General features: G+C 72.1%; 24 protein-coding genes. 5 read left to right on the top strand and 19 right to left on the bottom strand.

Annotated elements, in window-relative coordinates:
- Window positions 1–9: 9 nt before the first annotated feature.
- The 4 genes from rpsI to O2W18_RS14705 all read right to left on the bottom strand — a co-directional run bounded on the left by rpsI (window position 10) and on the right by O2W18_RS14705 (window position 2,549).
- Window positions 10–429 (bottom strand): 30S ribosomal protein S9, encoded by a 420-nt coding sequence (gene rpsI, locus O2W18_RS14720; protein WP_164699893.1) that lies wholly within the window; start codon window positions 427–429, stop codon window positions 10–12.
- Window positions 426–878, bottom strand: coding sequence for a 50S ribosomal protein L13 (gene rplM, locus O2W18_RS14715; protein WP_442929140.1), 453 nt, complete (start codon window positions 876–878; stop codon window positions 426–428). Before rplM ends, rpsI begins: the two co-directional genes overlap by 4 nt.
- A gap of 166 nt (window positions 879–1,044) precedes the next feature.
- Entirely contained in the window at window positions 1,045–1,530 is a 486-nt protein-coding gene (locus tag O2W18_RS14710; protein WP_269188222.1) for a beta-class carbonic anhydrase, read from the bottom strand.
- 53 nt (window positions 1,531–1,583) lie between these two features.
- The gene (locus O2W18_RS14705; RefSeq protein ID WP_269188221.1) at window positions 1,584–2,549 is read right to left on the bottom strand and encodes a PfkB family carbohydrate kinase; all 966 of its coding nucleotides are present in this window, start codon (window positions 2,547–2,549) and stop codon (window positions 1,584–1,586) included.
- Between the two features lie 171 nt (window positions 2,550–2,720).
- Between O2W18_RS14705 and moeA the strand changes: the two genes are divergently transcribed.
- The 3 genes from moeA to O2W18_RS14690 are packed head-to-tail and all read left to right on the top strand — an operon-like array spanning window position 2,721 to window position 4,920.
- The gene (gene moeA, locus O2W18_RS14700; RefSeq protein ID WP_269188220.1) at window positions 2,721–3,926 is read left to right on the top strand and encodes a molybdopterin molybdotransferase MoeA; all 1,206 of its coding nucleotides are present in this window, start codon (window positions 2,721–2,723) and stop codon (window positions 3,924–3,926) included.
- Window positions 3,923–4,426: a cyclic pyranopterin monophosphate synthase MoaC gene (moaC, locus tag O2W18_RS14695; protein WP_269188219.1), complete on the top strand. Its 504-nt coding sequence runs from the start codon at window positions 3,923–3,925 to the stop codon at window positions 4,424–4,426. Before moeA ends, moaC begins: the two co-directional genes overlap by 4 nt.
- The gene (locus tag O2W18_RS14690) at window positions 4,423–4,920 is read left to right on the top strand and encodes a MogA/MoaB family molybdenum cofactor biosynthesis protein (RefSeq protein ID WP_269188218.1); all 498 of its coding nucleotides are present in this window, start codon (window positions 4,423–4,425) and stop codon (window positions 4,918–4,920) included. Before moaC ends, O2W18_RS14690 begins: the two co-directional genes overlap by 4 nt.
- Before the next feature lie 73 nt (window positions 4,921–4,993).
- Here O2W18_RS14690 and fdhD read toward each other — a convergent pair whose 3' ends face one another.
- Window positions 4,994–5,824 (bottom strand): formate dehydrogenase accessory sulfurtransferase FdhD, encoded by an 831-nt coding sequence (gene fdhD / locus O2W18_RS14685; RefSeq protein WP_269188217.1) that lies wholly within the window; start codon window positions 5,822–5,824, stop codon window positions 4,994–4,996.
- 42 nt (window positions 5,825–5,866) lie between these two features.
- Here fdhD and mobA point away from each other — a divergent pair, with 42 nt between their 5' ends.
- Window positions 5,867–6,454 (top strand): molybdenum cofactor guanylyltransferase, encoded by a 588-nt coding sequence (gene mobA / locus O2W18_RS14680; RefSeq protein WP_269188216.1) that lies wholly within the window; start codon window positions 5,867–5,869, stop codon window positions 6,452–6,454.
- Between the two features lie 58 nt (window positions 6,455–6,512).
- Window positions 6,513–7,178 (top strand): NAD(P)H-binding protein, encoded by a 666-nt coding sequence (locus tag O2W18_RS14675; RefSeq protein ID WP_269188215.1) that lies wholly within the window; start codon window positions 6,513–6,515, stop codon window positions 7,176–7,178.
- A 39-nt stretch (window positions 7,179–7,217) separates the two neighbouring features.
- Here the strand turns inward: O2W18_RS14675 and truA are convergent, their stop codons facing one another.
- The 14 genes from truA to rpsE all read right to left on the bottom strand — a co-directional run bounded on the left by truA (window position 7,218) and on the right by rpsE (window position 16,750).
- Window positions 7,218–8,063 carry a tRNA pseudouridine(38-40) synthase TruA gene (gene truA, locus O2W18_RS14670; RefSeq protein WP_269188214.1) on the bottom strand — a complete coding sequence of 282 codons (846 nt, stop codon included), beginning with the start codon at window positions 8,061–8,063 and terminating at the stop codon, window positions 7,218–7,220.
- 28 nt (window positions 8,064–8,091) lie between these two features.
- Window positions 8,092–8,811, bottom strand: coding sequence for a 50S ribosomal protein L17 (gene rplQ / locus O2W18_RS21640; RefSeq protein ID WP_331254074.1), 720 nt, complete (start codon window positions 8,809–8,811; stop codon window positions 8,092–8,094).
- A gap of 169 nt (window positions 8,812–8,980) precedes the next feature.
- Complete coding sequence (locus tag O2W18_RS14660; RefSeq protein ID WP_269188213.1) at window positions 8,981–10,048, bottom strand: DNA-directed RNA polymerase subunit alpha; 1,068 nt, start codon at window positions 10,046–10,048, stop codon at window positions 8,981–8,983.
- 110 nt (window positions 10,049–10,158) lie between these two features.
- On the bottom strand, window positions 10,159–10,785 hold the full coding sequence (rpsD, locus tag O2W18_RS14655; RefSeq protein WP_269159168.1) for a 30S ribosomal protein S4: 627 nt from the start codon (window positions 10,783–10,785) through the stop codon (window positions 10,159–10,161).
- 35 nt (window positions 10,786–10,820) lie between these two features.
- A complete protein-coding gene (gene rpsK / locus O2W18_RS14650; RefSeq protein ID WP_026844840.1) occupies window positions 10,821–11,228 on the bottom strand; it encodes a 30S ribosomal protein S11 in 408 nt (135 codons plus the stop codon).
- Between the two features lie 128 nt (window positions 11,229–11,356).
- Window positions 11,357–11,731, bottom strand: coding sequence for a 30S ribosomal protein S13 (rpsM, locus tag O2W18_RS14645; RefSeq protein WP_036334299.1), 375 nt, complete (start codon window positions 11,729–11,731; stop codon window positions 11,357–11,359).
- 14 nt (window positions 11,732–11,745) lie between these two features.
- On the bottom strand, window positions 11,746–11,859 hold the full coding sequence (rpmJ, locus tag O2W18_RS14640; protein ID WP_014742835.1) for a 50S ribosomal protein L36: 114 nt from the start codon (window positions 11,857–11,859) through the stop codon (window positions 11,746–11,748).
- 73 nt (window positions 11,860–11,932) lie between these two features.
- Complete coding sequence (infA, locus tag O2W18_RS14635) at window positions 11,933–12,154, bottom strand: translation initiation factor IF-1 (RefSeq protein ID WP_012950459.1); 222 nt, start codon at window positions 12,152–12,154, stop codon at window positions 11,933–11,935.
- 289 nt (window positions 12,155–12,443) lie between these two features.
- Entirely contained in the window at window positions 12,444–13,247 is an 804-nt protein-coding gene (gene map / locus O2W18_RS14630; RefSeq protein WP_269188212.1) for a type I methionyl aminopeptidase, read from the bottom strand.
- 81 nt (window positions 13,248–13,328) lie between these two features.
- Window positions 13,329–13,949, bottom strand: coding sequence for an adenylate kinase (locus O2W18_RS14625; protein ID WP_269188211.1), 621 nt, complete (start codon window positions 13,947–13,949; stop codon window positions 13,329–13,331).
- On the bottom strand, window positions 13,949–15,259 hold the full coding sequence (gene secY, locus O2W18_RS14620; RefSeq protein WP_269159165.1) for a preprotein translocase subunit SecY: 1,311 nt from the start codon (window positions 15,257–15,259) through the stop codon (window positions 13,949–13,951). The genes O2W18_RS14625 and secY overlap by 1 nt, the downstream gene beginning before the upstream one ends.
- Window positions 15,260–15,455: 196 nt before the next feature.
- Window positions 15,456–15,899 carry a 50S ribosomal protein L15 gene (gene rplO, locus O2W18_RS14615; RefSeq protein WP_269188210.1) on the bottom strand — a complete coding sequence of 148 codons (444 nt, stop codon included), beginning with the start codon at window positions 15,897–15,899 and terminating at the stop codon, window positions 15,456–15,458.
- A gap of 25 nt (window positions 15,900–15,924) precedes the next feature.
- Complete coding sequence (gene rpmD / locus O2W18_RS14610) at window positions 15,925–16,107, bottom strand: 50S ribosomal protein L30 (protein WP_164699904.1); 183 nt, start codon at window positions 16,105–16,107, stop codon at window positions 15,925–15,927.
- Between the two features lies 1 nt (window position 16,108).
- Window positions 16,109–16,750, bottom strand: coding sequence for a 30S ribosomal protein S5 (gene rpsE, locus O2W18_RS14605; protein WP_036334292.1), 642 nt, complete (start codon window positions 16,748–16,750; stop codon window positions 16,109–16,111).
- Between the last annotated feature and the right edge of the window lie 2 nt (window positions 16,751–16,752).

The following is a 16,752-nucleotide window of genomic DNA, read 5'->3' as shown; positions in this document are numbered from 1 at the left end:
GACGTACCGTCAGCGCTTCGAGTACTGAGGCGCCTTGCGGGCCTTCTTCAGGCCGTACTTCTTGCGCTCGGTGACGCGGGGGTCACGGGTGAGGAAGCCGGCCTTCTTCAGGGCCGGACGGTCCTCGGGCTCGATCTCGATGAGCGCCCGGGCGATGGCCAGGCGCAGCGCGCCGGCCTGGCCGCTGACGCCGCCGCCGTGCAGGATGCCGACGACGTCGTACTGCTCGTTCTTCTCCAGGATCACGAACGGCTCACGGATGAGCTGCTGGTGCACCTTGTTGGGGAAGTACTGCTCGATGGTGCGGCCGTTGAGCTTGAACTCGCCGGTGCCGGGGAGCAGACGCACCCGGACGATGGCCTCCTTGCGGCGGCCGACGGTCTGGATGGGACGCCCGTCGGCGTCGGTCACGGTCAGTGCGCTGGTCACTGGGCCACCTGCTTGATCTCGTAGGTCTGGGGCTGCTGGGCGGCGTGCGGGTGCTCGGGCCCGGCGTAGACCTTGAGCTTGGAGAGCATCTGCCGGCCCAGCGTGTTGTGCGGCAGCATCCCCTTGATGGCGCGCTCGACGACGCGGTCGGGACGGGTCTTCAGCTCGTCGCCGACGTTGATCGTCCGGAGGCCACCCGGGTAGCCGGAGTGGCGGTAGGCGACCTTGGTGTCGCGCTTGGAGCCGGTCAGGGCCACCTTGCCCGCGTTGACGATGACGACGAAGTCGCCGGCGTCGACGTGCGGCGCGAACTGGGGCTTGTGCTTGCCGCGGAGGAGGATCGCGGTCTGGCTGGCGAGTCGACCGAGCACCACGTCGGTGGCGTCGATGACGTGCCAGGCCCGGGTGATGTCACCGGGCTTGGGGCTGTACGTGCGCACGAGGCTCACTTGTCCTGTCGTCGTCGGGCGGGTGGCTGGTGGGATCGCCTCACCGAGGACGGGAGACTTGGGCTGATCCGATGAGATCGGCGGCCCCGGACACGCGTGCACCAACCGGCATCACGCACCAACGGAGAACCATACCAGCGTCGGACTGGTCGGTTGACAGCCGCGATCAGTCCACTTCGCGGAGCCGGCCGCTCGCGACGTCGTAGACGGTGCCCCGCACCTCGGTGCTGAGCAGGTAGGGCGTCTCCCGGATCCGCTGCCTCGACTCCCGGACGTCGGCGTCGACGTCGGTGAAGGTGCGCGCCACCCACGGCGGCCGGTGGCCGGTGTTCCGCTCCACCAGGTCGGCGACCTCCTGGTCGGTGGCCTTGTTGAGCCCGCAGTCGGTGTGGTGCACGAGCACGACGGCGCGGGTGCCCAGGACGTGCTGGGAGATGGCCAGCGACCGCAGGGTGTCCTCGGTGACGACGCCGCCGGCGTTGCGGATGACGTGGGCGTCGCCGACCGCCAGGCCGAGCATCCCGAACAGCGGCATCCGCGAGTCCATGCAGGCGACGACGGCGACCTTGCGGTCCGGGGCCACCGGGAGGTCGCCCGGGAACTCCCCGAGCCATGCCTCGTTCGCCGCCAGCATCCGGTCGATCTCGGTCACCTGCACCACCTCTGCATCCGCCTCGTCGTCCCGGCGAACGCTAGCGCGGCGGGTCAGCGGCCCGCACCACCGCGCTCCCGGCACTCCGCGGCGAGGCCGGTGACCTCCGCCGGGTCCAGCGCAGGCCGCCCGCCGAGCCGGTCCACGGTCAGGGCCGCCGCGGCCCCTGCCTGCCAGGCCGCCGTCCCCGGGTCCGCCCCGCGCAGCAGCGCGACGGCGAGCGCCGCGACCACGCTGTCCCCGGCACCGGTCGGGTCGACCGGGTCCGCGCCGAGCAGTGGCACCAGCTCCTCGCGCAGCCGGCCGCCGGGCTCCCGCCACACCGTGAGGTCGCCGTCCGCTCCGGCTGCCAGGCAGACCACCCGTGGACCGGCCGCGCAGAGCTCATGGGCGGCATCGCGCACGTCGGCCAGTCCGTCCAGCTCGCCGTCCACCCACAGCCCGGCCTCGACCAGGTCGGCCCGCAGCACCTCCACCCGGCCCAGCAGCGCGTCGCGGGTCTCGCCGTCCGGCGGTGCGCCGTCCGCGACCGTCAACGCGCCCCGGGGAGCCTGCGCCAGCGCGGCGCGGACGGCGTCCCCCGGCTGCTGCAGCTGCAGGAGGACGGCCGACGCCCGCGCGAACGAGGGCCCGGCCGCCGCCACGTCGGCCGCGGTCAGCAAGGTGGCCGCCGACACGTGCTCCAGCAGCCGCCGGGTGCCGTCGGACTCCACCAGGTCGACCAGCAGGGCGGTGTCGGCACCGTGTCGGCGGACCACCCCGGAGACCCACAGGCCGTCGGCGATCGCCTGGGCCAGGACGAGGTCACCCGGCGGGTCGTCGCCGAGCACCCCGACCAGCGCGACCGGCCAGCCCAGCTGCGCCATCGCGACGCCCTGGTTCGCGCCCTTGCCGCCGAGCAGCTCCCGGCGGTGTCGGACGTCGGTGCTGCGGCCGCCGGGCGGCAGCCGGTCGACCTCCAGCACGAGGTCCCGACCCACCTGGCCGACGACGACGGCGCGGCCCTCCGGAACTGGCACGCTCGCTCCTCCCCCGCTCGGGTCGCGCCGCACCGGCCCTCGGCCGGCCGCGACGTCGGTCACCGGACCAGCCTGCCCGCCCACCGCCCACCGCGCGACCACCGGCCGGACCCAGCGCCGTCCCGGCCCGCGCCGCGACGCGCTGCCGGGGCATCGGTGAGGATGGGCGGCGTGCGCACCGTCGAGGAACACCAGGCAGCGGTCGCCGGGCTGCTCGCCCCGCTGCCGGTCGAGGACGTCCCGCTCGCCGCGGCCGCCGGACGGGTGCTCGCCCGGGACCTGACCGCGCGAGTGGCCCTGCCCGGCTTCGACAACTCCGCGATGGACGGCTACGCCGCACGGCACGCCGAGGTCGGGGCGGCCACCGCGGAGACGCCGGTGAGGCTGCCGGTCGGCGCCGACCTGCCGGCCGGGCGCACCGACGTGCCGCCGCTGCTGGCGGGCACGGTGCACCGCATCATGACCGGCGCCCCGGTGCCCGACGGCGCCGACGTGATCGTCCCGGTCGAGCGCACCGACGCCGGCACCGACGTCGTCACCATCACCTCCGCCCCTCCGGCCGGCACCCATCTGCGGCACGCCGGGGAGGACATCCGGGCCGGCGAGCTGGCCCTGCCCGCCGGCACCGCGCTCGGCGCCGCCCAGCTGGGGCTCGCCGCGGCGGTCGGGTACGACACCGTGCCGGTGCGACGGCGCCCCCGGGTGCTGGTCCTCTCCACCGGCAGCGAGCTGGTCGAACCGGGCCGCCCGCTGCAGCCGGGCCAGATCTACGAGTCCAACTCGGTGCTGCTGGCCGCCGCCGTCACCGAGGCCGGCGGCGAGGCGCGCACGTTGCACTTCGTCCCCGACGACGTCGACCAGTTCCTCGCCGCCGTGCGCGCCGAGCTGCCCGACGCCGACCTGCTGGTCACCAGCGGCGGGGTCAGCGCCGGCGCGTACGAGGTGGTCAAGGACGCGTTCGCCGGGCTGGGCACGGTCCAGTTCGGCAAGGTCGCCATGCAGCCGGGTGGTCCGCAGGGCGCCGGCACGGTCGACGGCGTCCCGGTGATCACGCTGCCCGGCAACCCGGTGAGCTCGTTCGTGTCGTTCGAGGTGTTCGTCCGGCCCGCGCTGCGCCGCGCCCTCGGCCACGCCTCCCCCGACCGGCTGCGCACCACCGCCCGGCTCACCGCCCCGCTCCGCTCCCCCGCCGGCCGCCGGCAGTTCCTGCGCGGGCGGTTCGACGGCGAGGTCGTCGACCAGGTCGGCGGGCCCGGCTCCCACCTGGTCGCCCACCTCGCCCGCGCCAACTGCCTGGTCGTCGTCCCCGAGGACGTCACCGACCTGCCCGAGGGCGCCCGGGTCACCGTCGTCCTGATCGAAGGAGCACTCCAGTGACCACCTCCCCCGAGGGCCCACCCCCCGAGCGCCCCGCCCGACTCACCCACGTCGACGAGACCGGCGCCGCCCGGATGGTCGACGTCACCGCCAAGGCGGTCACCGCACGGGTGGCCACCGCCGCCGGCCGGGTGCTGGTCAGCCCGGAGGTGGTCGCCCTGCTGCGCGGCACCGGGGTGCCCAAGGGCGACGCGATCGCGGTGGCCCGGATCGCCGGGATCGCCGGGGCCAAGCGCACGCCCGACCTCATCCCGCTCTGCCACCCGATCGCGCTGCACGGCGTGACCGTCGACCTCGAGGTCACCGACGACGCCGTGGAGATCACCGCCACCGCCCGCACCGCCGACCGCACCGGCGTGGAGATGGAGGCGCTGACCTCGGTCGCCGTCGCCGGGCTCACCGTCATCGACATGGTCAAGGCCGTCGACCCGCGCGCCTGCATCACCGACGTCCGGCTGCTCGCCAAGTCCGGCGGCAAGAAGGGCGACTGGACGCGATGACCTCCGCCCTGCCGGCCGACGCCCGGGCCGTCGTGCTCACCGCCTCCAACCGCGCCTCGGCCGGGGTCTACGAGGACCGCTCCGGGCAGGCGCTCGCCGACGGGCTGCGCGGGCTCGGCTTCACCGTGGAGGGCCCGCACGTGCGCCCGGACGACGTCGCCGCGCTCACCGAGGTGCTGCGGGAAGCCGTGGCCGGCGGGGCCGACGTCGTCCTCACCACCGGCGGCACCGGCCTCTCGCCCACGGACGTCACCCCCGAGGCCACCCGGGCGGTGCTGGAGCGCGAGGCCCCCGGCATCGCCGAGGCGGTGCGCCGGTACGGCGAGGGGAAGGTGCCCACGTCGGTGCTGTCCCGCGGGGTCGCCGGCACCGCCGGCCGCACCCTGATCGTCAACCTGCCCGGCTCCACCGGCGGCGTCCGGGACGGTCTCGCCGTGCTGGGCCCGCTGCTGCCGCACGTGGTCAGCCAGCTCCGCGGTGGCGACCATGTCTGATGTCGCGCTGCCGCGCTCCTGCGCGGCCAGGAGGCGTCCCGGCCTGCGCTGAGCCGTCCCCGGCTCTGTGTGCCTAGTCGGGCAGGACCAGGCGTTCGGGGTGGGTGTAGACGTTGCAGCCGTCGCCGCGGAGGAAGCCGATCAGGGTGATGCCGACCTCCTGGGCCAGCTCCACGGCCAGCGAGCTCGGCGCCGACACCGCGGCCAGCACGGGCACCGCGGCCATCGCCGCCTTCTGGGTGAGCTCGAAGGACGAACGGCCGCTCACCATCAGCACGTGCCCGGCCAGCGGCACCCGGCCCTCGCGCACCGCGTCGCCGACCACCTTGTCCACCGCGTTGTGCCGGCCGACGTCCTCGCGCAGCGCGACCATCTCGCCCTCGGCGGTGAACAGACCGGCGGCGTGCAGGCCCCCGGTCTTGTCGAACACCTGCTGGGCGGCGCGCAGCCGGTCCGGCAACGCCAACAGCGTCGCCAGGGTCAGCCGGGTGTCGTCGGCGGCCACGTCGTAGGCGGTCTTCGTCCGGATCGCGTCGATGCTGGCCTTGCCGCAGACACCGCAGGAGCTGGTCGTGTAGAAGTTCCGGTCCAGTGCGGTGTCCGGGGCCTCGACGCCGGGCGCCAGGTCGACGTCGACGACGTTGTAGGTGTTCCGGCCCTCGTCGTCGACGGAGTTGCAGTACCGCAGCCCGGCGATGTCCGCGGCCGACGCGATCACGCCCTCGGTGGTCAGGAAGCCGTGCACGAGGTCGAAGTCGTCGCCGGGGGTCCGCATCGTCACCGCGAGCGGGGTGCCGCCCAGCCGGATCTCCAGGGGCTCCTCGGAGGCGACCGTGTCCGGCCGTCGGGTGTGCACGGCGCCTCGGATGCGCAGCACCGGGGTGCGGCTGGTGACTCGTCCCACGCCGATGACGGTACTCACCGCCCGCGCCCTACCGTTCCGGCCATGACCTCGCTCCCGCCGTTCGCGGCCCTCGTGCTGGCCGGCGGCCGGGCAGCCCGGCTCGGCGGACAGCCCAAGCCGCAGCTGGACGTCGGCGGACGCACCATGCTCGCCGCCGTCCTGGACGCGGTCCGGGACGGCGACCCGGTCGTCGTGGTCGGACCGCCCCAGCCCGTCCCCGAGGGCGTCGTGCTCGTCCGGGAGGTCCCGGCGGGTGGTGGTCCGGTGCCCGCGCTCGCCGCCGGGCTCGCCGCGGTCGGGGAGGCCGAGGTGGTCGCCGTCCTCGCCGCCGACCTGCCCTTCCTCACCCGCGAGCTGGTCACCGCCCTGCGCCGGCAGCTGGCCGAGGACGGAGTCCTGGTGGTCGACGACACCGGCCGGGACCAGCTCCTGCTCGGCGTCTGGCGGACCGCGGCCCTGCGCGACGCCGTCCGGGACCCCCGCCCGCACACCCCGCTGCGGGCGGTGTTGTCGCCGCTGTCGGTCCGCCGCCACCGGCCGGAGGCGTCTCCCGGCCGTCCGGCGCCGTGGACCGACTGTGACACCCCGGCCGACCTGGCCCGCGCCCGCGCCGCACCCACCAGCGAGTGAGCCGTTCGCCACGGAGCCGGCCTGCGTGGGAGCGACCGACCCCGGGTAGGGCCGCACCATGCGCGTCGTCACAGCAGGAGCCCACGGGAAGATCGCCCGCCGCCTCGGCCGGTTGCTGAGCCAACGGGGGGACACCGCCGTCGGCATCATCCGGAACCCCGAGCACCGTGCCGACCTGGAGGCCGACGGGGTCGAGCCGGTGGTGCTGGACCTGGAGCAGGCCTCGGTGGAGGAGCTGGCCGCCGTCGTCTCCGGCGCCGACGCCGTGGTCTTCGCCGCCGGCGGTGGCCCGGACAGCGGCATCGAGCGCAAGGACTCGGTCGACCGTGGCGCCGCCGTGCTGCTGGCCGACGCGGCCGTCGCCGCCGGCGTCCGGCCCTACCTGCTGATCTCCTCGATCGGCGTCGAGCTCGTGGCCGGCGACGCACCCCCGGAGGACATGGACGAGGTCTTCGTGGCCTACCTGCGGGCCAAGCTCGCCGCCGAGGAGCACGTGCTGTCCCGCGAGGGCCTGTCCCCCATGGTGATCCGCCCGGGCAGCCTGACCGACGACCCCGGCACCGGCCGGGTCCGCCTGGAGCACACCACCGACCGCGGCGAGGTGCCCCGCGACGACGTCGCCGCCGTCCTGGTGGCCCTGCTGGACGACCCGAAGGACGGCACCGTGGTCGAGCTCCTCACCGGGGACACGCCGATCCCCGAGGCCGTCAGCGCCCTCCCCTGACGGTCGGGTGCGGGGCCGCCGTGGCGCCGCTGACGGCCGTCAGCTCCGCTTCGCCCGGGTGACCAGGGCGCGGGCCGCGAGGTCGGCGTCGTCCGGGTAGTCGACCCGCAGCAGGGTCAGACCACCGGCCGGCGCGACGGGCACGTCACTGGCCCGCTCGCTCCGGCTGAGCAGGGACGCCGGCCACTCCGGCGGCCGGCGCCCCTCACCCACGGCGCCGAGAGCACCGACGAGGCTGCGGACCATCGAGTGGCAGAACGCGTCGGCCGACGCGTGGACCTGCACCAGGTCCCCGTCCCGCTGGACGTCCAGGGCGAGCAGGGTGCGGATCGTCGTCGCCCCCTCGCGGCGACGGCAGAAGGCGGCGAAGTCCTGCTGCCCGAGCAGCAGTCGCGCCGCGACCTGCATCGCGTCGGCGTCGACCCGGCGCGACCAACCGACGGTGTCGGCACGGCGCAGCGGTGGCGGTCCAGCGTCGGCATCGGTCAGGCGGTACACGTAGTGCCGGGCCAACGCGGAGAAGCGCGCGTCGAAGTCGGCGGTGACCGCCGCCACCGAGGTCACGGCGATGTCCGGCGCCAGGACGCCCCGTAGCCGCCGGAGCAGCCGGTCCTGCTGCGCAGCGAAGAGCTCCCCCGGCAGGTCGGTGTGGGCCACCTGACCGGTGGCGTGCACGCCGGCGTCCGTGCGGCCGGCCACGGTCAGGTCCACGTCCGCCCGCAGGACGGTGGCCAGGGCCAGCTCCAGCTCGCCCTGCACCGTGCGCAGGCCCGGCTGGCGGGCCCAGCCGTGCAGTGCGGTCCCGTCGTAGGAGATGCCCAGCCGGACGCGGACGAGCCCGCCACCGAGAACGGTGGCGGGCTCGTCAGCGTGCACGTCCTGCATGGGGTGGACCGTCGGAGACGGTCTCAACTCACTTCGGGTCGGTGGCCGGCTCGCCACCGGGGGCCTGGGCGCCCGCGGTCGCCGCGTCAGTGATCTCGGCGGCCTCGACCTCGGCGGCGGCCGCAGCGGCCACGTCGGGGCTGAGCGTCGGGTCGTCGACGACGGCGAGGTTCTCCGATGTCGGCTCCGGGGTGACGTCGCCGTCGTCCTGGCGCTCGCCGTCGGGCACGAAGACGTCGGTGACGACCTCCTCGGCCTCGGCGGACTCGTCGGTGTCCGTGGCGACCGCGTCCGCGGTCACCTCGCCGGCGGCTGCCGATGCGCCGGCGCCGGCCGCGAACCGGGTGCCGCGGGCACGCTCGGCCTCGCCGACGGCCTGCTGCGCCACCGTCTGGCCTTCGACCAGCTCGATGATCGCCATCGGTGCGTTGTCGCCCTTGCGGGGACTGACCTTGACGATGCGCGTGTAGCCGCCGGGTCGGTCCGCGAAGCGCGGGCCGATCTCGGCGAACAGGTGGTGCACGACGTCCTTGTCCCGGATCGTCGTCAGCACCTGCCGACGGGCGTGCAGGTCACCGCGCTTGGCGAAGGTGACCAGCTTCTCGGCCAGCGGCCGCAGCCGCTTGGCCTTGGCCTCGGTGGTGGTGATCCGCCCGTGCTCGAACAGCGAGGTGGCCATGTTGGCCAGCATCAGCCGCTCGTGCGCGGGGGAGCCGCCGAGACGGGGGCCCTTTGTGGGGGTGGGCATGTCGGTCCTTCCTCAGGCGGCCGGGCGGGGCGTGTGCCGGCTGCGTCGTCCACATCGCAGTGCTGCGTGCTGCTGGGCCACCGTGGGATGGCCAGTGCTCAGTGCTCGGTGCGGGGCTCGGCCGACAGGGTCTCCCCCGCCGGCCGCGCCCCGGATCACGAACAGCCTGTCAGAGCTGCTCGGTCTCCTGGTAGGTGCCCTCGTCCAGCGTCGCCGGATCGCCGAAAGCAGCGTCGCCCTGGTAGGCGTCGGTCTCGTAGCCCTCGTCGTAGCTCTCCACCGAGGTGGGGACGAACCCGGGCGGGCTGTCCTTCAGTGCCAGGCCCATCGCGGCCAGCTTGAGCTTGACCTCGTCGATCGACTTGGCACCGAAGTTGCGGATGTCGAGGAGGTCCGCCTCCGAGCGGGTGACGAGCTCACCGACGGTGTGCACGCCCTCGCGCTTGAGGCAGTTGTAGGACCGCACGGTGAGGTCCATGTCCTCGATGGGCATCGAGAAGTTCGCGATGTCGGCGGCCTCGGCCGGGCTGGGCCCGACCTCGATGCCCTCGGCGTCGATGTTCAGCTCGCGCAGCAGGCCGAAGAGCTCGACCAGCGTCGAACCGGCGCTGGCGATGGCGTCGCGGGGCTCCATCGACGGCTTCGTCTCGACGTCGACCACCAGGCGGTCGAAGTCGGTGCGCTGCTCGACGCGGGTCGCCTCGACCGCGTAGGTCACCTTGAGCACCGGCGAGTAGATGGAGTCGACGGGGATCCGACCGATCTCCTGGCCGGGCTGCTTGTTCTGGGTGGCCGGCACGTAGCCGCGGCCGCGCTCGACGACCAGCTCGATCTCGAGCCGGCCCTTCGCGTTCAGCGTGGCGATGTGCAGATCGGGGTTGTGGACCTCGACACCGGCCGGCGGCGCGATGTCGGCCGCCGTGACCTCACCCGGCCCCTGCTTCCGCAGGTACATGGTGACCGGCTCGTCGGAGTCGGAGCTGACCACGAGGCCCTTGAGGTTCAGGATGATCTCGGTGACGTCCTCCTTGACCCCCGGCACGGTCGTGAACTCGTGCAGGGTGCCCTCGATCCGGATGCTGGTGACAGCAGCGCCGGGGATCGAGGACAGCAGGGTGCGACGCAGCGAGTTGCCGAGGGTGTAACCGAAACCCGGCTCGAGCGGCTCGATGACGAACCGAGAGCGCTGGGCGTCGATGGTCTCCTCGGCGAGGGTCGGACGCTGTGCGATGAGCATGGTTCTCCTTCAGGTCCTCCGGCACCCGCCATATGACGCCGTGAGGGGGTGGTGCCGGCGGGACGGACATCGGTCCGCCCGTCCCGCCGTCGTGCTGTCCTACCGGCCGATCACTTCGAGTAGAGCTCGACGATCAGCTGTTCCTGGACCGGGGTGTCGATCACCTGGCGCGCCGGGATGTTGTGGACCAACACCTTCAGCTGCGAGGAGATGACCTCCAGCCACGGCGGCACCGGACGAGAACCGGCCTTGGCCTGGGCGAGCTGGAACGGCACCATCTCGGCGGACTTCGCAGCCACCTCGAGGATGTCGTTGGCGCTCACCCGGTAGGACGGGATGTCGACCTTGCGACCGTTGACCTTGATGTGGCCGTGGCGCACCAGCTGGCGGGCCATGTCGCGGGACTCGGCGAAGCCGGCCCGGTAGACCACGTTGTCGAGGCGGGACTCGAGGATCTGCAGCAGGACCTCACCGGTCTTGCCCGACTTCTTGTTCGCCTCTTCGTAGTAACCGCGGAACTGCTTCTCCAGCACGCCGTAGATGCGGCGGGCCTTCTGCTTCTCGCGAAGCTGGAGCAGGTACTCGCTGTCCTTGCTGCGACCCCGGCCGTGCTCGCCCGGCGGGTACGGCCGGATCTCGATCGGGCACTTGGGGGACTCGCACTTGCTGCCCTTGAGGAACAGCTTCATCTTCTCGCGCCTGCACAAGCGGCAGTCGGCTCCGGTGTAACGGGCCACGTCAGGTACTCCTAGTTCGTCTCGTCAGTGACCGGTCAGACCCGGCGGCGCTTCTTGGGGCGGCAGCCGTTGTGCGGCTGAGGCGTCACGTCCTGGATCTGACCCACTTCGAGGCCGGTGGCCTGCAGCGAGCGGATCGCGGTCTCCCGACCGGAGCCCGGGCCCTTCACGAAGACGTCGACCTTGCGCATGCCGTGCTCCTGCGCCTTGCGTGCGGCGTTCTCCGCAGCCATCTGCGCCGCGAACGGCGTGGACTTGCGGGAGCCCTTGAACCCGACGTGCCCGGCCGAGGCCCAGCTGATCACGTTGCCCGTGGGGTCGGTGATCGACACGATCGTGTTGTTGAAGGTGCTCTTGATGTGCGCCGCGCCGTGAGCGACGTTCTTCTTCTCCTTGCGGCGCACCTTCTTGGTGCCAGCTGCCGCGCGAGCCCTGGGAGGCATCTCTCTCCGGTCTGAGTCTGTGTTCGTGGCCTGGTCGCCCACCCGGTCCTAGCCGAGGGGACGGTCGTGCTCAGGCGCACCGCCGGTCCGGCCCTACGGACCCGCGACGGTGCGCCGACGTGCTGAGGTCAGCGAGCCTTCTTCTTGCCCGCGATGGTCTTGCGCGGGCCCTTGCTCGAGCGCGCGTTCGTCTTGGTGCGCTGCCCGTGCACCGGCAGGCCGCGGCGGTGCCGCAGACCCTGGTAGCAACCGATCTCCACCTTGCGGCGGATGTCGGCAGCCACCTCACGGCGCAGGTCACCCTCGACGCGGAAGTGCTCGTCGATGTAGTCGCGCAGCTTGAGCAGGTCCTCGTCGGTCAGGTCCTTGGCCCGCAGGTCCGGGCTGACGCCCGTTGCGGCCAGGGTCGCCTTGGCCGACGTGGGCCCGATCCCGTAGATGTAGGTGAGCGCGATCTCCATCCGCTTCTCGCGGGGAAGATCGACGCCAGCAAGTCGTGCCATTGTCAGGTACTCCCTCAGCCCTGGCGCTGCTTGTGCCGGGCGTTCTCGCAGATGACCATGACCCGGCCGTGCCGGCGGATCACCTTGCACTTGTCACAGATCTTCTTCACCGACGGCTGGACCTTCACCGGTGCCGCCCTCATTCCTGTAGATCGTGCGCCGACCCCCGGACCCACGCGTGGGACCCGGACCGGCAGCGGGTTACTTGTAGCGGTAGACGATGCGGCCGCGGGTCAGGTCGTAGGGCGAGAGCTCCACGACCACGCGGTCCTCGGGCAGGATCCGGATGTAGTGCTGCCGCATCTTGCCGCTGATGTGGGCGAGCACCCGGTGCCCGTTCTGCAGTTCGACCCGGAACATCGCGTTGGGCAGCGGCTCGACGACACGACCCTCGACCTCGATGGCCCCGTCCTTCTTTGCCACGCCTACACGGCCTCCTCGTTCGATCAGACTGCATGCGCCCATGCCGGGATGGCACAGGCGGTGGTGCGGGGTTCCTTGCTGGCTGCACCCGATGAGTCGGATGCGGTCGTGCGGGCGATCTCGCTGAGGGCGTCCGGCGGCGTACGGCCACAGCACGACGACGGACGGCGCGAACGCCATCGGCCACTGTACTCCCCGTGGCACCAGGGCTCCAACCCGGGCCGGTATGACGGTCCCCTCTCCCCTCGAGCGCACTCGAGCGCACCGGGTGTCCCGGCGGGAGACCGGGTCAGGAGCGGGGGGTGACCCCGAAGGGGGCCAGGCCGGCCAGGCCGCCGTCCTCCGCCGTCAGGACCCACGGTCCCTCCGGGGTGATGGCGACGCTGTGCTCGAAGTGCGCGGCGCGGGAGCCGTCCTTGGTCACGACCGTCCAGCCGTCGTCCAGCTCGACGGTGGCGGGATCGCCGACGGTGACCATCGGCTCGATCGCGAGCGCGAGGCCGGGGACGAGCTTCGGGCCGCGACCCGCACGCCCGTAGTTCAGGACATGGGGGTCCTGGTGCATCTCGGTGCCGATGCCGTGACCGCCGTAGTGGTCGACGATCCCGTACCGGTGCTCGTGCGCCGTGATCGACTCCTCGACGGCGTGGCTGATGTCGGTCAGCCGGCCGCCGGCCACGGCCTTCGCGAGCCCGGCCCACATCGAGCGCTCGGTGACCTCCAGCAGGGCCGCGTCTGCTGCGGACGGCGTGCCGACGGAGACGGTGATCGCCGAGTCGCTGTGCCACCCCTGGAGGATGGCCCCGCAGTCGATCGAGATGTTGTCGCCCTCGACCAGCGTCCGGTCCGGGTTCGGGATCCCGTGGACCACCTCGTCGTTGATCGAGGCACAGATGGTGCCGGTGAAACCGTGGTAGCCCAAGAAGTTCGGCACCGCGCCGGACGACCGGATGTGGTCCTCGGCGATCGCGTCGAGCTCACCGGTGGTCACCCCGGGTCGGACGGCAGCGCGCACAGCCTTGAGGGCCCCGGCGGTGACCAGGCCGGAGGCGCGCATGAGCTCGATCTCGTGCGCCGTCTTGATCTGGATCATGCGTCCACTCCACTTCGCCGACAGCGGCAGCCAGGACGCCCAGCCAGCTCCGCGGTCACCGTGCACCACGACCTCGCTGGGTCAGCGCCCGGACTCGTCGTCGGGCTCGTCGTCCAGCGCCTCGTCGGCACCCAGTGCCTCCAGGGCGCGTCGGGTGACCTCGTCGATCTCCCCGATGGCGTCGATCCGGCTGAGCAGCCCGACCTCTTCGTAGAACCCGGCCAGCGGCGCGGTCTGTTCCCGGTAGACCTCGAGGCGATGCCGCACGGTCTCCGGCTTGTCATCGTCCCGCTGGACCATCTCCCCGTCGACCTGCACCCGCCGGCCGGAGAGCCGGCGCACGAGCTCGTCCTCGTCGACGACGAGCTCCAGGCAGCGGTCCAGCGCATGCCCCATCCCCGCCAGCGAGTCACGCAGCTGTTCGGCCTGCGCGATCGTGCGGGGGAAGCCGTCGAGCAGGAAGCCGGCCTTCGCGTCGGGCTCGGCCAGGCGATCGGAGACCATCGCGACCGTGATCACGTCGGGGACCAGGTCGCCGGCGTCCATGTAGACCTTCGCCTGCTTGCCGAGCTCCGTGTCACCGCCCACGTTGGCGCGGAAGATCTCGCCGGTCGAGATCGCGGGCACGCCGAGTCGCGCAGCGATGATCTGGGCCTGGGTCCCCTTGCCGGCTCCGGGAGGGCCCAGCAGCACGATGCGCACTAGCGGAGGAACCCTTCGTAGCTGCGCTGGTTCAGCTGCGTCTCGATCTGCTTCACCGTCTCCAACCCCACTCCCACCATGATCAGCACCGCGGTCCCGCCGAACGGGAAGTTCTGGTTCTGCCCCTCTTGCGTGATCGAGAGGAACAGGTTGGGCAGCACCGCCACCAACCCGAGGTAGATCGACCCCGGCAGGGTGATCCGCGACAGCACGTACTGCAGGTACTCGGCCGTGGGCCGACCGGGACGGATGCCCGGGATGAAGCCGCCGTAGCGCTTCATGTCGTCGGCCCGCTCTTCGGGGTTGAACGTGATCGACACGTAGAAGTACGTGAAGAAGATGATCAGCCCGAAGTAGATGGCGATGTGCACCGGGCTGCTCTGGTTGATCACGTAGTTCTCGAAGAACCGGCGGACCGGACCGCTGGAGTCGCTCTGCAGCTGGCTGAGCAACTGCGGCAGGTAGAGCAGCGACGAGGCGAAGATGACCGGGATGACGCCGGCCTGGTTCACCTTCAGCGGCAGGTACGTCGACGTCCCGCCGTACATCCGGCGGCCGACCATCCGCTTGGCGTACTGAACGGGGATGCGACGTTGCGCCTGTTCGACGTAGACCACCGAGGCGATGACGACCAGGGCGAAGACACAGACGACGGCGAAGATGAAGGCGCCGCGGGTCTGCAGGATCGCGCCACCCTCGGCCGGGATCCGGGCGGCGATCGAGGTGAAGATCAGCACGGACATGCCGTTGCCGATCCCCTTCTCCGTGAGCAGCTCGCCCAGCCACATGATCACGGCGGTGCCGGCGGTCAGCGTGATGACGAGGATGACCGTCGTCCACACGGAGTCCGACGGGATGATGTCCTGCGGGCAGTTCGGGAAGAGCTGGCCACTGCGGGCCAGGGCGATGATCCCGGTGCTCTGCAGCACGGCGAGCGCGATCGTCAGGTAGCGGGTGTACTGGGTCAGCTTGGCCTGACCCGACTGCCCTTCCTTCTTCAGCTGCTCGAAGCGCGGGATGACCACGACCAGCAGCTGGACGATGATGCTCGCGGTGATGTACGGCATGATGCCGAGCGCGAAGACCGACAGCCGGAGGAGAGCCCCGCCGGAGAAGAGGTTGACCAGCGAGTAGACGTCGCGCTGGTCGGAGGCCGCAGCCAGGTCCAGACAGCTGTTGATCGCCTCGGTGGAGACACCTGGCCCCGGGACGCTGGCGCCCAGCCGGTAGACGGCGATCAGCGCCAGGGAGAACAGCAGCTTGCGCCGGAGATCTGGCGTCCGGAACGCCGCGGCGAACGCCTGCAGCACGTGCCCTCCCCGAGTTGGTCGTGTGAGGTTATCAACGTCGGCCGACATCCCCACAGCCACCGTCCCACGGGGACGACGAGAGCGGGGTCCGGCGGACCTGGACGAGTGTGGGGCGGCCCGGTCCACGACCGGACAGCAGACGACCCCCGGGGCGCAGTCACCCTGCTCGGGTGCGCGCCCCGGGGGCCGTCGGCGGTCAGATCTGGTTGGTGCTGCCCCCGGCAGCGCCGATCTTCTCCTGGGCGGACTTCGAGAAGGCGTGCGCCTGCACGTCGACCTTCACCCCGCCCAGCTCGCCGGTACCGAGGACCTTGACCGGCTGACCCCGCCGGATGGCACCGGCGTCGGCCAGCGTCTCCGGGTCGATGGTCCCGCCCTGCGGGAACAGGGAGGCGATCCGGTCCAGGTTGACGACCTGGAAGACGACCTTGTTGTTGTTCTTGAAACCAGAGAGCTTCGGCAGCCGCATGAAGAGGGGGGTCTGGCCACCCTCGAAGCGGGCCGAGACCTGCACGCGAGCGCCGGAGCCCTTGGTGCCGCGACCGGCCGTCTTGCCCTTGGAGCCCTCACCACGACCCACGCGGGTCTTCTTGGTGTGGGCGCCCGGGGCCGGACGCAGGTGGTGGACCTTGAGAGTCATGTCAGTGTTCCTTCTCGTCCGACGTTCAGACGATCTCTTCGACGGCGACCAGGTGCGGCACCGTCGCGACCATCCCGCGGATCTCGGGACGGTCCTCCTGGACGACCGAGTCGTTGATCCGCTTCAGCCCGAGCGAACGCAGCGTCTGGCGCTGGTTCGGCTTGGTGCCGATGGCCGACTTGACCTGGGTGACCTTCAGCTGAGCCATCTCAGACCCCCTGACCGGCCCGCGCACGCAGCATCGCGGCCGGGGCGACGTCCTCCAGGGGCAGACCGCGGCGAGCCGCGATCTCCTCGGGCCGGACGAGGTCCTTCAGCGCCTGCATGGTCGCGTGGACGATGTTGATCGGGTTCGAAGACCCGAGGCTCTTGGACAGGATGTCGTGGATGCCGGCGCACTCCAGCACGGCGCGCACCGGACCACCGGCGATGACACCGGTACCCGGGCTGGCCGGCTTCAGCAGCACGACACCGGCAGCCGCCTCACCCTGCACCGGGTGCGGGATGGTGCTGGCGATGCGAGGCACCTTGTAGAAGTGCTTCTTGGCCTCCTCGACGCCCTTGGCGATCGCCGCGGGCACCTCCTTGGCCTTGCCGTAGCCGACACCCACGGTGCCGTTGCCGTCGCCGACGATGACCAGCGCTGTGAAGCTGAAGCGCCGACCGCCCTTGACGACCTTGGACACGCGGTTGATGGCCACCACGCGCTCGATGAACTGGCTCTTCTCGGCGGTACCGCCACCGGGGCCGCGGCCGCCGTCGCGGCGGTCACGGCGGTCGTTGCCGCCGCCGGCACCGCCGGGGCCACCCGTCCCGCCGGCGCCACCGCCGCGTCGCTGTGGTCCTGGCATCA

The sequence above is a fragment of the Modestobacter sp. VKM Ac-2983 genome (assembly GCF_026967885.1).
Classification (GTDB): domain Bacteria; phylum Actinomycetota; class Actinomycetes; order Mycobacteriales; family Geodermatophilaceae; genus Modestobacter.
This window is presented reverse-complemented; position numbering and strand designations above follow the sequence as displayed.